Raw genomic sequence first — 12726 nt, 5'->3', positions numbered from 1 at the left:
TTTGATACACCACTCCGATGGAGAGGCCCAATACGTCGGCGTTCGGTATAGCGAACGTTTGGCCCAAGCGGGTATCGAATCGTCCGTTGGCAGCCGTGGCGACAGCTACGATAACGCACTGGCTGAAACGATCAGGCGCTGGCCCGCCGTACGCTCGGTCGCGGAGATCGACGACACTGTTCGCCACCAATGTATTCAGCATCCTGCGCACGATACAGGCGGTCCTTCCGCACATGCGGGCACGGCGCCGCAGAAGGATCGTCAATAACAGTTCGGTGCTCGGCTTCTTGCCGGCTCCCTACATGGGGCTCTATTCGGCATCCAAGCATGCCGTGGAGGGGCTGACCGAAACGCTGGACCACGAGGTGCCAGTTCGGCATCCGCGTCACGCTGGTCGAACCGTCCTATACGCGGACGAACCTGGACGTCAATGCGCCGCAGGCGAGCGTGAAAGTCGCCGACTATGATCGCGAGCGTGCGCTTGCGTCGCGCGCTGTCGTCAACAGCATCAAAGATCAAAGGCGCGCCCGAGCCCGATGGCGTGGCCAGCACGCTTGTCGAAGCAGCGCTCGGCGCGTGGCGCATGCGCCGCACGCCGAGCGGTGAAGCCTCCCTCCTGAGCAAATTGCGGCGCTTCATGCCGGGCGGCCCCGTCGATGCGAGCCTGAGGAAAACCTTCGGCTTGCATAAAAAAACGGCCTAGCTGCTTTCACGTACGACGACCTCGCAGGCCAGGGGTTTCTGCCGGCGACGCAGCGTTGCGATCGACGGCGGATCGTCACCCAGTAGCGTGAAAATCCGTGCAGCGGCCAGTTCGCCCATTTCGCGTGCGGGCGGCCGCACGGTCGTCAGGCTCGGCATCAGCATATCCGCCAATGGATAGTCGCCGAAGCCGACGATCGCGCATTGCTGCGGCACGCGGATGCCGGCACGCGGCGCCGCAAGCAGTGCGCCGAAGGCGAGATTGTCGTTCGCGAAAACAATCGCATCGACCGAGGCATGTCCCGACACGAGCGCGAGCAGCGCTTCGCGCCCAGCGTGCGTCGGCGAGACCTCCTTTGGCGAAAACACGATCGGTTTCCGGCCATGCTCGCGCATTACCGCGGCGTAGCCATCGCCCCGCTCCAGCGCGCTCGTATCGCCCGCGACGCTGTTCTGCACGAACGCGATGCGTCGGTAGCCGCGCTCGACCAAATGGCGCGCCGCGAGGCGTCCAGCCTCCTGATGGACGAAGCCGATCTGCAACGGCTTGCGCCGCGGCTGGAAATCCCATGTCTCGATCACCGGGACCTGCGTTTGCGCGATCAACGTCTCAGTACCAGGCGAATGGAAATGCGAAGTCAGCACGAGTGCCGCAGGCGACCAGCCGAGCAGCCCGCGCACCGCATGCTCCTCGAGATCCGTCGAGAAATAGCTCGACGCGAGCAGCAACTGATAACCGTGCGCGGTGACTTCGTCACTGAAGCTCTGGATCGTGTTCGCGAAGATCGGCCCCGAAATATTCGGAATGACCATGCCGATGGCACGGCTGCGCGCCGAAGCGAGCCCGCCGGCGACGAGATTCGGCACGTAGCCGAGTTCGGCGACTGCGCCGGCGATACGCTCGCGCAACGGCTCGGACAGCCGCATCGGATCCTGGAAATAGCGCGACACGCTGATCTGCGACACGCCGAGATGCTCGGCTACGTCACGTAGTGTCAAGCGCCCCGATGTCCGGCGTGACCGGGCATCGCTTTTAGTCGAATCGGACATATGTTCCGCTGATTTCGTTATTTGACGCGACAAATTCGCCACGGGAAACTGCCTGCTAATGTTAGCGCTAACCATAACGGGGCCGCCAGCACGAATCGATGTGCTGCCCGGTGGGGCAGCGCCGCTTTCGCGACAGGATATCGGATGACGACAGCTTCCCGCCTCATGCACCTCGGGGCCTTTCTGATGGAAACCGGACACCATGCAGCTGCGTGGCGGCATCCGGACGTGCAGGCCGACGCCGGCACGGATTTTCGTGCCTATGCCGCGCTGGCGAACACGGCCGAACGTGCTTGCTTCGATGCGGTCTTCGTCGCGGACAGCGTCGCCGCGAACGTGGGCGACGGCGCAGCGCGCTCGGCCCGCTCGGACCGCCTCGATCCGCTGACGCTGCTGCCCGCGCTCGCTGCGGTCACGGAACGTATCGGCCTGATCGCGACGGCGACGACGACCTACAACGAGCCGTATCACATCGCGCGCAAGTTCGCGTCGCTCGACCACATCAGCGGCGGTCGGGCCGGCTGGAATCTCGTGACGTCCGACAACGCGGCCGAAGCCCGCAATTTCGGCCGTGCCGAACACGTCGGTCACGACGAGCGCTATGCGCGCGCCCGGGAGTTCCATCGGGTCGTGACGGGCCTATGGGATAGCTGGGCCGACGACAGCTTCGTGCGCGACAAGGCGAGCGGCGCGTATTACGACGCGTCGACGCTGCGCGTGCTCAATCACCACGGCCCGCATTTCTCCGTGGCGGGGCCGCTCAACGTGCCGCGTCCGGTGCAGGGATGGCCCGTCGTCGTGCAGGCGGGCGCGTCGGATGCGGGGCGCGACCTCGCCGCGCAGACGGCCGACGTGGTGTTCACTGCACACGCGCGGCTGGATGCCGCGCGGGCGTTCTACCGCGACATGAAGGCGCGGGCTGCTGCTGCGGGCCGCGCGCCGGGCGATCTGAAGATCATGCCGGGTCTGTCGGTCGTCGTCGCGCGTACCGACGACGAGGCGCGCGAACGCTTCGACGCGCTGCAAGCCCTCGTCGATCCCGTCGCGGGCGTCGCGATGCTCGCGCGTATGCTGGGCAACTTCGACCTGTCCGGCTATCCCGTCGACGGCCCCCTACCCGACTTGCCGGTCACTGACAGCGGCCAGCGCAGTCGCCAGGCGCTGCTTACCGCAATCGCTGGCGACGAACGCCTGACGATTCGCGAGCTTTACCTGCGCATCGCGGCAGGGCGCGGACATATCACCGTGGTCGGTAGCGCAGCGACCGTCGCAGACCTGATGCAGGCGTGGTTCGAAAGCGAAGCCGCGGATGGCTTCAACGTGATGCCCGCCGAATTGCCGGGCGGCCTCGATGCGTTCTGTGAACTCGTCGTTCCGGAATTGCAGCGTCGCAGGTTGTTTCGCACTGCATATACCGGCCGCACGCTACGCGAGCACCTCGGACTACGTCGCCCCGTGCGTATGTGACGCGCTTGCGTCGTCGGATCATTTTGACCAGGAAACCCCGCTCATGACCTTCACTCGTCGTTCGTTCCTCCACACTGCAGGCGCCACAGTCGTGACCGCCCTCGTCGCGCCGCTCTCCGGTGTCGCGCGTGCGGATGGTGGCCGCACGCTACGCATCGGCTATCAGAAGGGCTCGCCCCTCACACTCCTGAAAGCGCAACGCACGCTAGACAAGCCGCTGGTCGCGCGCGGCTTCGACATCGCGTGGACCGAGTTTCCGGCTGGCCCGCCGCTGCTCGAGGCGATGAATGCCGGTTCGATCGACCTCGGCTATACGGGGTCGCCGCCGCCGATCTTCGCGCAAGCCGCAGGCAGCAGGATCGTCTACCTCGCCGCGAAACCTGCCGGCCCGCACAACGAAGCGATCATCGTGCTCGACGGCTCGCCGGTGAAGACGGTCACCGACCTGAAAGGGCGCACTGTTGCGTTCGCACGCGGGTCGAGCTCGAACTACCTGATCGTCGCCGCGCTCGAAAAAGCCGGACTGACCTATGCGGACATCAAGCCCGCGTTCCTGTCGCCCGCCGATGCGCGCGCGGCCTTCGAGGGCGGCAAGGTCGACGCGTGGGCAATCTGGGATCCGTATCTGGCGGTGGTTCAGCAGACGCTCGGTGTACGCACAATCGCCGACTATGCGACGGGCATCGTACAGCCATACAGCTTTTTCCTCGGCTCGCCGGATTTCGCGAAAACCCATCCCGAGGTGCTGTCGGACGTCCTGTCCGCGGTCGCACGCAGCGATGCATGGGTTACGAATCACCGCACCGAGGCCGCACAGCTGATCGCACGCGAGATCGGCGTGCCGCAACCGGTCGTCGAGCGCTACCTCGCGCGCGCCGCGTTCGGGTTGCTGCCAATCAATTCGAGCGTGCTCGGCGCCCAGCAACGCGTCGCCGACACGTTCCGGCGCGCAAACGTGATTCCGCGCGCGATCCAGGTCACCGACATCGCACACCCTGTTTCCTTCACCCGCTGACTCCATACTCCACTCGCCTCGCAGAGCCGCTGTCATGACCCGACTCGCTTCCCGTACTGTCACCATCCGCCCTGTTCGCCGCGCCGCCGCATTGCGCTGGCGCCTCCGTTTCACGCCGCGACTGAAAACCGGACTGCGCACCGCCGGTGTGGTCGCGCTGGCCTGCGCCGGCCACGCCGCGCACGCGCAGTCGACGCTGGTGATGTACGGCATCGTCGATGCAGCACTGCAATACGGGCGCTTCGATAGCACGATCGGCGCGACCGCGTCCGCTGCGAGTGGCAATCTGCAGGCCTCGCGCTTTGGATTGCTCGGCAAGGAAGATCTTGGCGGCGGCTATCGTGCGAATTTCCGGCTCGAGACAGGCTTTAACACTTACACGGGCGTAGGGGGCGGCACGACAGAATTCAACCGTGGCGCGTCGGTCGGACTGTCGGGGCCGTTCGGCAGCGTCGACGCCGGGTACCTCTATCTTCCAATCTACTGGGTGTTTCTCGCGTCCGACGTCGGCACATACGGGCTCGCCAATCCGGCCGCGATAATGTCGCTCGAGCATACGACGACGCTCGGCTCGAGCGGCACCGGCGGGTTCTACCGGAATGCAATCCGCTACCGGACGCCGGATACGCTTGGCGCCTGGTCGAGCGAAATCGGTTATTCGTTCGGCGCACAGGATCCTGTGGGGCAGACCCTGAGTGGCCGCAACATCGGCGCGAATGTTCAGTATGCGAAGAACGGATTGCTCGTCGGGTACGGCTTCAACCGCTACCAGTATTACGCGAGTGCGAGCGCGCCCGATGCATCGTCGCAGCTCACGCATGTACTGACTGCCGCATACGACTTCGGCCGCGTGGTCGTCGGCGGAAACTATGTGCATTCGAAGCGCACCGACGGTACCGGATGGTTCGCGTCCGCCGCGCTGCTCAACGCCCGCATGCGAATCGGGCTCGGCGACGTCAATGTCGGTGTGTCGCGACGGATCGAGAACGGCGATGCGCGCGCGATTGCGTGCGACGTGGGCTACGTGTACTACCTGTCGAAACGCACGCAACTATACGGCTTCGCGACAACGATTCTGAACAACCGCCATTCGACGCAAGGTTTCGCGCTGCTCAGCAGCACCGCCGCAAAGGTCACGCCTGGCTTCGATCCGTGGGCGGTGACGGCGGGAGTTCGAACCTCGTTCTGATGGAAGAGCGGTCGCCAAAACTTGCATTGCTGCTGAATGGCCGCCACTGAGAGTCTTCTTCTTGGCGTCGACACTGATGCCATCGACCAGTTCGTCGATGCAGAGTTCGCCGGCAACGATGCGGTCGACATCGGCAAGAATCGTGGACACGATCGACGGACACGCGGCAATCGCTTAAATCATGTCCTGCAGACCATCTTCGATCCGTTTCGCGACCTCGATTTCAGTATTTCGGCGGCCGTCCTGTTGACCGCCTGCGGTGGCAGCGGCGGCGACAGACCGTCCCGCTGGCGCTGGCTGCGCCATTCGCGAATCAATCACGCGCTTGCCGCTCTCCGTGACACGCCGACAACCGGGCAATCCGCAATCCCTTGATTTGTATATTAATAATTCTGGGGGCCGCTAACCGTTGTCGCAGCTAGAGTGGGCTATACCGGTAAAGTGCACCGAAATACATGGGACCCCGATTCGTGCCGCCCAATCAGCCGGTTGAACCCAGGATAATTTCTCGATAGAGAATTTATTGACCGATTGACCCAGATTGGGTTATTGTTTCTCCAACGGGAAATTACCATGTAATTGATCGAGTATGACCGGATAATTTCCGAATCGAGAAACTATGGCGCGTACCCTCTCGGCGCCCGGACCGCGACCGGGCCCTCAAATTCAGGACCTCAAGGCCTTGGGCGAACTGGTGCGCAGCCGCCGGCTGGAGCTATCGCTTCGCATCGACGACGCCGCGCACGCGTGCGGCGTAGCGTCGAACGTGTTTTCGCGGCTGGAGAACGGCGGGCCGGTCGGAGTCGATCGGCTGCTGCGCGTGCTTTCCGGACTCGGGCTCACCCTGCTGGTCACTACCAAGGAGGAGGCGATTCGTCTGCAACCCGCGCTGCCGATGGTGCACGGTGGTCGGACATCCGAGGCATCGCGTGGAGACAAGGAGACCGACGTATGAACCACGTTCTGCACGTTTCGACGCACGGTGACGCGGTCGGGGTTCTCAATTTCGAGTCGCGTGAGGACCGCTACGGCTTCGGGTATGCCCCGGCGTGGCAGAACAATCCCGCGGCGTACTATCTTTCGCCCGCCCTCCCGCTCGACCGCGCGCCGGATAGCCCCGGTTCCGTCCAGCGCTTTCTGGAAAACCTGCTGCCCGAAGGCCGCGCGCTCGACATCGTGTCGATCGTCAACCAGGTCTCGAAGAACAACATCTTTGCACTGGTCCGCCTGCTGGGTAAAGAGCCGGTCGGAGCGTTCAGTTTCCTCGCAATGGACGCGACGCCTGACGAGGCGGCGCGTATCGCCCACGAGCAGATGGGCGAGCCGATGCGTCGGCCCATCACCAATGAAGAGCTAGGGCACCGTATCCGTGAGCGCGATGCGATTCCGTTTCCGGTCTGGGACGGCAAAGTGCGCCTGTCCTTGGCCGGCTACCAGGACAAGCTGCAGGTCCTCGTCGAGGGCGAGCAACTCGCGCTTGCCGACGGCTCGCTCAGCTCGACGCATCTGCTAAAGCCCGAAAGCCGGAATCCGCACATGCCGTACATGGTGGCCAACGAGCACTTCTGCATGACCCTGGCCGCACGCCTGAATGTGCTCGCGCGCCTGCAGTTGCCTGTTGCGCCTGTGTCGATTCGTCGCCTGCCGGAGCCCATCCTGCTCATTGAGCGGTTTGACCGCATCGTGCGATGGGATGCCGACGCGCCGGGCCGTGCGAAGCACGTGCTGAGAACGCACGTCATCGACGCCTGTCAGGCCTTGGACCTGCCGTCGACCTTCAAGTATGAGCGCAACCTGGGTGCGGGCGCGGATGTGCGGAACATCCGCGAGGGGGTGAGCTTTGAGCGCCTCTTTACGCTGCTCGACAAGATGGTGACGCCGGCGAGCGCGCGGCCCTATCTGCTGCGCTGGGCCATCCTCCAGCTGCTGCTCGGCAATAGCGACGCCCACGGTAAGAACCTCTCGATGCATGTGCGGCCCGCCGGACTCGTACCGGCACCGATGTACGACCTCGTGTCCGTCAACGCTTATGGCGAGCACGTCGAGCGCGACATGGCGATGGCCTATGGCGATGCCTTCCTGCCTGAAGAGGTCACGCCCTACGCGCTTGCGGACTTTGCGCGCCGTACGGGCACCCGTCCCACGCAGCTCGCTCGCGAGATAGGCGTCATGGCTCGCGGCATCCTGCGGCTCGCGCCCGAGCTGGCGGCCTCTGAGGTCTACGTGGGTGGCGAGCGCGACGTCGTGCACCAGGTGTCTGATTTCGTCAGTGCGCAGGCGAATCGACTGCTTGTGCTCGCGCGGGAGGTGCCGCGGGTCGACCCCGGACTCTTCGAATGATGGCCTGCGGGTTTAGTGAATCCGCGACCGGTGCGGCTTCCTATACGTCAACAATGGCGGGCACGCCACCCCGAGGTTTCCTATCATCCATACTCATTGGGAAACAAGAAGGCGCGATGCTTCTGATGGTGACTGGAGCGGCATCACATAGTGCAGCAGATGCTCGTTCTCCTCATCGCTCTTCTCGACGACTGCTTTCAACAAGTCAAGCGCATCGAACTGAAACGAATTGAAGGCCAGCTTCAAAAGCTACTTCATCCCACGTTGCCTAGATCAATTTTAAGCGCCCTGGGAACACCCGTCGGATTTCAGCCAAGCACCAGCTGGAGCGCTTCCCCGCATGCGTGCACACGGTATCCCATTGCCCGGTAGCCACGCTGGCGCTTCTCCCACATGCGTAGCAGCGCCGGATGTCCCCCATCGACAAAATCCAGCACCCGTACGCCGGTCTTGGCCACGTGCTCTCGATGCAGCCGCCCGGCATACTGCTGTAGAGTTCCCTTCCACGAGATCGGCATGGCCAGCACAAGCGTGTCCAGCGCCGGATGGTCGAAACCCTCGCCCACCAACCTCCCGGTCGCCAACACGACGCGCGGCACATCATCTGTCAGCGCGCCAAGCGCAGTCAGTTGCGCCGCACGCGCCTTCCTGGCCAGGCGCCCGTGCAGCACGAACAACGGATGGACCGCATCCTCCATTGCCTGATGCAGGCTCTCGAGATGGTCCGTTCGCTCGGTCAGCACCAGCACATTTCGTCCCTGTCGGTATTGCTCGCAGATTGCATCGGCGATCATGGCCGTGCGTGACGCGTCCTGCGCCAGACGCGCAAACACCTCCTGGATCGGCGCGTCGGCCGCGACCTCCACCTGAGCGGTGAGCCTTTGCGGGAGAACCTCAAGCAGCTGCGGCGCGTTGACCGGTGGTCGTGCCACATGGCGCACCGGCCCACATAGCATGAACATCACCGGTTGCTGGCTATCACGCCGGACAGGCGTCGCCGTGAGGCCCAACACATAGCGCGCGTTGACAGCCTTGAGCACGGCTTCGAATGAGTCGGCCGAGACGTGGTGACATTCATCGACAACAACTTGACCGTAGCGCCGCAACAGCTCACCGCGGGCACCGTTCGGCGCGACCGACTGCAGCATCGCGATGTCGATCAGGCCCGTTGCTTTTGACTTGCCGCCGCCAATTGTCCCGACGGCGCGCGGCTCGAGCGCAAGAAATGATTGCAGACGCTCACGCCACTGGTCGAGCAGCTCCCGGCGATGCACAAGCACGAGCGTGTTGACGCCGCGCCGCGCAATCATTGCGGCTGCCGTCACGGTTTTGCCGAAAGCCGTTGGCGCATGCAGGATGCCAATATCGTGTTGCAACAGGTCGGCTACCGCTGCCTGCTGGTCATCGCGCAAGGTGCCGGCGAACGAAACCGTAACCGGCTCGCCAGCGCAACGCTCGTCCCGAATATCGTAGGCGATGCCGTTCTCGCGCAACAGCGTCATGACGTCGTCGACGCAGCCCCGCGGCAACGCAATGTGGCGCGGGCAATTCTCCGCGCGGCCGATGATGCGCGGCGTATCCCAGACACTAAAGCCGCGCGCCTGAGCCCGGTAGTATTCCGGATTCTGGAAAGCCGCCAGCCGGATCAAACGGTTGAGTAACGCCTGCGGGAGCGAGGCCTTCTCGAGATACAGCTGATTCGCGAGTGTCAGCGTCAGTGACGCCGGCATCGTTCCGGCCAACCGCTTCGGCTGGCTGTATGACGGCGTCCACGGTTCGGCCTGGTCCTCCTCAGTGATAAACGTAACGTCGAGTGGGTGCGCGCCACCGGTGGCGCGAAAGATCACGCCCTCGATGTCGCGTCCGTCCATCCCTTGCACGGACGCCAGATAGCTCCACTGGTCAGCGTAGGGCTGGAAATCGTCGTCGACGAACACACTGTATCCATGTTCGCGCGGCTGCTTCTGCAGCGGCAGCGCAATCAGGTTGCCAAAACCGCCTTTGGGCAGCAGATCCTGATTCGGAAAAAGCCGGTCGTAAGACGACAGTTCGAGTTGCCGGGTTTGGACACAGGTGTGGCTGATGATTGCTGAGCCCATGCGTCGTGCGTCGCGCGCAGCGATCGTCGACGAAAAGAAAATCCAGGCGTGCGCACCCTGGCCTGAGCGGGAGATTTCAATCGACACCGGGACTCCCAGCTCCCGGCACGATTGGCGGAAGGCTGCCGCATCGTTGCGCCAATCCGCCTCATCAAAATCGACGGCGAGCAGATAGCAAGTGCCATCCGGCATCAGCGGATAAAGCCCCACCGTATGATCGCCGGCCAGATGCCCATAGATTACCTGGTCATCGAGCGGCAGCAGCACGCGATGGCTGCAGTCCGCGCATCGGATGCGGGGTTTTTCGCAGATTCCGGCCCGCCATTCATTTGCGCAGGCCGGCGCGTAGCCCGATTTGCCAGAGGTTCGGCTTTCCCACCGAAGGGGATAGACATCGGTGCGCCCGCGAAACAACCGCCGGAAGAGCTGTACCTTCTGCTGCGGCGACAGCAGTGGTGTGTCAGGGTTTCGGGCGGCCGCGGATGGCTCGCACGGAGCGATCCGTATGGGTTCGTCCCGCGATCGGACCTGTGACGGCAGCAATGCGGCGAGCCTCGCGTTTTCTGCCTGAAGACGCGTCAATTCCGCCAGCAGTTCATCACGCGTGAGAGTGTTCCAGTCATCACGCGGTGGTTTTCCCTCGCCCATCATCGCGTTACCCGTCAGCGCCTGCGTCCCGATGACGCTGGCAGGCAGGTGCGCATGTCCGTTGTCGCATATCGCAATCCCCCATGCTGATTCGATGATTGTATCGAGCTCGGCCAGGGAGTGATGCATTTCGACCGATGCACTCGTGTCCAACGACTGACGTGGCGGCGCTCACGTTCGCTGAGATGGTGAGCTTTGATTGCAGGGCACCGCACTGCATTCGGCCGATGTATTCCCGCCTCGGCACTCACCACTACATCGCGATCAAAACAGCGAGGTCTGACGCGGATCCCGTGCGGGTGTGCTCGAATTTCTCACGGGTTTCCCGGACCGCATCGGCTTGCGACGACGGGGGACACGTCGCAGGTGCGCGATGAGACGCACGCATTCACCGTCTGCTGTCAGGTACAGACAGAACCGCCCGATCTCACCGGGGGCGCAGGCTTCGCGCGCACGCAACGAGAGTCGCAGGGCATGGCGACGCGCGCGAGCAATAAGTTGCCCCCGGCTCATCCCGGGCCAGCAGTCGGCGACCATCGACTTCACGGCAGCCGGCAATGCCTCCGGCGCGATGTCGGGCGGCAAGGAGATGGCAATCAGCTCGAAAGTGTCCGACATATAGGTAGTTCCATGAGGCAAGCGTTGTGTGGCTTCAATCACGTCGTCGCAGCGGTTCCAGCGGACCAGACTGCGGTCCCGATGCCCAATCAAAGGTCAATGGGGAACACTGCGAGCAGCGTGCGAGAGCGGCAAGACGTCGGGGGCGATCAAGCGGTGCGACCGGATAGTATCGAGGTATGGATCGTTCAGTTCGGATTGAGCGTAAGACGCTCGCCGTCTTTGTTCACGTTGGACCACCGCTTCCCAGCGCCAACCCGGTCAACGTGTCGTTGCAGGTCCGCCCCCCAAGAATAATCGCCACTTCTCCCCAGATCCCGAACCAGCCGAAGAACCTTGACACGCTTGCAGTGCGTCATGAATTGCTCGAGGACGCAAGGCCGAAAGTTTCTCAGCGAAGCCATCACGTTGACTGCTTCCTTCATCGATTGCCCTTTGCCGATATCACTGGCGAGTTCGAGCAGTGCGCGCTCCGGAACGGAAACGAGCACATGCGGATTCCCGTTCGGCAGTGGCTTGAGGCCCGCGTCATACGGCAGCGCGTCGTCGAAGATCTGGGTGGTCTGGAACGCGTAGCGCATGTGCTCCTCAACCCACGACGAGATCTCGTAGGATTTCTGCGCCCATAAGATGGTCTTCGCACGAAGGTCGATGTTGTGACGTCCGCCTTGCCAGTCGAGCGCTGTCTTGCCCCCGACATGCAAGCCCGGCACGCGTCGACTCAGGTACGCGACGATTCCTTCCCGGCTCGGGCTATCTCCCGTGAGCAGGTAGGCCCCCTTGGAGAGTCGCTGCAGCCACCCCGCCTTGACCATGTAGGTTGCGAGCGCCGGGCTGACGCCCATATCCTTCAGCATTTCCGTGTCTAGCGGTTGTCCGCGCGGCGCCTCCTCCATCAGGCGCTGAAGCGTCTTGCTAGCCATACAATCTCCAATCGCGTGGTTTCTTTGGCGATTTCTCGCGAATATTTTTAGTTTATCAGAATATTTAACGATAAAATGATGAGCGCGCAACTCGGTGAGCCTACATTGCTCCCCTGTCCAGAACCCTGCGCGGAATCGTATGAGGTCCAAGCGCGATAAGGTCGAGGAATGTGGAACGCCCATCGGCGGTCGAGCCATGCGCGTCGATGTGATGGACGTTCCCCAACACAAATTGAGCACCTGCATAGCACGCCGGCGCGAACGGATACGTGAAGTCCACTTCGAGCTTCTGCATCCGTAGCGCATTCGGCGATACCGCCGGCCGGAAGCGTGGAATCGGAGGTGTACGGCGTCGACTGCGGCTGAGTTCATGCTCGTATTTGTATCGGAGGAGGCGAAACTCCCCCCACGCGCGGCCGAACGTGTCGTTGGGGCCGGCGTCGCACAGACGCGGACGCATTGCCGCGGAGTTCTCGTCACCGCCGGTCGATGGTGGTCGCGTCGCTCGTCGTCGTGGAGAGTTGCCCGTCGCGGATAGGTGGTCACAACGAGCAGGTCGCCATTCGCATTGCGCGATAGCGCCATATCAACGGTTGCTTGCACCTACATCCCGCTCCCCTCTAAAGTCGCACTTTAGGTCAGCAGCGTCTACCGCGTTCACCATCCAGGTTCGTG

The 12726-nt window shown here is 63.1% G+C and carries 10 protein-coding genes and 3 pseudogenes; 7 read left to right on the top strand and 6 right to left on the bottom strand.

Features of this window, described 5'->3' with window-relative positions; genetic code table 11:
• Together NQV17_RS37215 and NQV17_RS37210 are read left to right on the top strand one after the other, a co-directional pair.
• Positions 1–133 (top strand): annotated as a pseudogene (locus tag NQV17_RS37215) (IS3 family transposase); the annotation flags it as partial.
• Positions 134–167: 34 nt separating this feature from the next.
• Positions 168–703, top strand: a pseudogene (locus NQV17_RS37210) (SDR family NAD(P)-dependent oxidoreductase); the annotation flags it as partial.
• On the opposite strand, the gene NQV17_RS37205 reads toward NQV17_RS37210, so the two are convergent.
• Complete coding sequence (locus tag NQV17_RS37205) at positions 700–1956, bottom strand: LacI family DNA-binding transcriptional regulator (protein ID WP_257776068.1); 1257 nt, start codon at positions 1954–1956, stop codon at positions 700–702. The pseudogene NQV17_RS37210 and the gene NQV17_RS37205 sit on opposite strands and share 4 nt — an antisense overlap.
• On the opposite strand from NQV17_RS37205, the gene NQV17_RS37200 reads away from it, so the two are divergent.
• The 3 genes from NQV17_RS37200 to NQV17_RS37190 are packed head-to-tail and all read left to right on the top strand — an operon-like array spanning position 1897 to position 5423.
• On the top strand, positions 1897–3219 hold the full coding sequence (locus NQV17_RS37200; protein WP_257776067.1) for an LLM class flavin-dependent oxidoreductase: 1323 nt from the start codon (positions 1897–1899) through the stop codon (positions 3217–3219). The two genes, NQV17_RS37205 and NQV17_RS37200, sit on opposite strands and share 60 nt — an antisense overlap.
• A gap of 43 nt (positions 3220–3262) precedes the next feature.
• Positions 3263–4234, top strand: a complete 972-nt coding sequence (locus tag NQV17_RS37195; RefSeq protein ID WP_257776066.1) for a sulfonate ABC transporter substrate-binding protein — start codon at positions 3263–3265, stop codon at positions 4232–4234.
• Between the two features lie 34 nt (positions 4235–4268).
• Positions 4269–5423 (top strand): porin, encoded by a 1155-nt coding sequence (locus NQV17_RS37190; RefSeq protein ID WP_257776065.1) that lies wholly within the window; start codon positions 4269–4271, stop codon positions 5421–5423.
• A 48-nt stretch (positions 5424–5471) separates the two neighbouring features.
• On the opposite strand, the pseudogene NQV17_RS38255 reads toward NQV17_RS37190, so the two are convergent.
• Positions 5472–5657, bottom strand: a pseudogene (locus tag NQV17_RS38255) (RNA polymerase sigma factor RpoD); the annotation flags it as partial.
• Positions 5658–6105: 448 nt separating this feature from the next.
• Here NQV17_RS38255 and NQV17_RS37180 point away from each other — a divergent pair.
• Together NQV17_RS37180 and NQV17_RS37175 are read left to right on the top strand one after the other, a co-directional pair.
• On the top strand, positions 6106–6378 hold the full coding sequence (locus NQV17_RS37180) for a helix-turn-helix transcriptional regulator (RefSeq protein WP_257776064.1): 273 nt from the start codon (positions 6106–6108) through the stop codon (positions 6376–6378).
• Positions 6375–7763, top strand: a complete 1389-nt coding sequence (locus NQV17_RS37175) for a HipA domain-containing protein (protein WP_257776063.1) — start codon at positions 6375–6377, stop codon at positions 7761–7763. Before NQV17_RS37180 ends, NQV17_RS37175 begins: the two co-directional genes overlap by 4 nt.
• A 93-nt stretch (positions 7764–7856) precedes the next feature.
• Here NQV17_RS37175 and NQV17_RS37170 read toward each other — a convergent pair whose 3' ends face one another.
• The 4 genes from NQV17_RS37170 to NQV17_RS37155 form a co-directional block, all read right to left on the bottom strand.
• A complete protein-coding gene (locus NQV17_RS37170) occupies positions 7857–8009 on the bottom strand; it encodes a hypothetical protein (RefSeq protein ID WP_257776062.1) in 153 nt (50 codons plus the stop codon).
• A gap of 62 nt (positions 8010–8071) precedes the next feature.
• Positions 8072–10639: a DEAD/DEAH box helicase family protein gene (locus NQV17_RS37165; RefSeq protein WP_257776061.1), complete on the bottom strand. Its 2568-nt coding sequence runs from the start codon at positions 10637–10639 to the stop codon at positions 8072–8074.
• A gap of 135 nt (positions 10640–10774) precedes the next feature.
• Positions 10775–11128, bottom strand: coding sequence for a hypothetical protein (locus NQV17_RS37160; RefSeq protein WP_257776060.1), 354 nt, complete (start codon positions 11126–11128; stop codon positions 10775–10777).
• A gap of 188 nt (positions 11129–11316) precedes the next feature.
• Positions 11317–12051 (bottom strand): type IV toxin-antitoxin system AbiEi family antitoxin, encoded by a 735-nt coding sequence (locus tag NQV17_RS37155; protein WP_257776059.1) that lies wholly within the window; start codon positions 12049–12051, stop codon positions 11317–11319.
• Positions 12052–12726 lie beyond the last annotated feature (675 nt).

The sequence above is a fragment of the Burkholderia sp. SCN-KJ genome (assembly GCF_024656005.1).
GTDB lineage: Bacteria > Pseudomonadota > Gammaproteobacteria > Burkholderiales > Burkholderiaceae > Burkholderia.
This window is presented reverse-complemented; position numbering and strand designations above follow the sequence as displayed.

What these genes read in the sequence shown, in the direction of transcription:
- NQV17_RS37200 (WP_257776067.1), top strand. Translation starts at nt 1,897, where the DNA reads ATGACGACAGCTTCCCGCCTCATGCACCTCGGGGCCTTTCTGATGGAA.
- NQV17_RS37205 (WP_257776068.1), bottom strand. Translation starts at nt 1,956, where the DNA reads ATGGTGTCCGGTTTCCATCAGAAAGGCCCCGAGGTGCATGAGGCGGGA.
- NQV17_RS37195 (WP_257776066.1), top strand. Translation starts at nt 3,263, where the DNA reads ATGACCTTCACTCGTCGTTCGTTCCTCCACACTGCAGGCGCCACAGTC.
- NQV17_RS37190 (WP_257776065.1), top strand. Translation starts at nt 4,269, where the DNA reads ATGACCCGACTCGCTTCCCGTACTGTCACCATCCGCCCTGTTCGCCGC.
- NQV17_RS37175 (WP_257776063.1), top strand. Translation starts at nt 6,375, where the DNA reads ATGAACCACGTTCTGCACGTTTCGACGCACGGTGACGCGGTCGGGGTT.
- NQV17_RS37165 (WP_257776061.1), bottom strand. Translation starts at nt 10,639, where the DNA reads ATGCATCACTCCCTGGCCGAGCTCGATACAATCATCGAATCAGCATGG.
- NQV17_RS37160 (WP_257776060.1), bottom strand. Translation starts at nt 11,128, where the DNA reads ATGTCGGACACTTTCGAGCTGATTGCCATCTCCTTGCCGCCCGACATC.
- NQV17_RS37155 (WP_257776059.1), bottom strand. Translation starts at nt 12,051, where the DNA reads ATGGCTAGCAAGACGCTTCAGCGCCTGATGGAGGAGGCGCCGCGCGGA.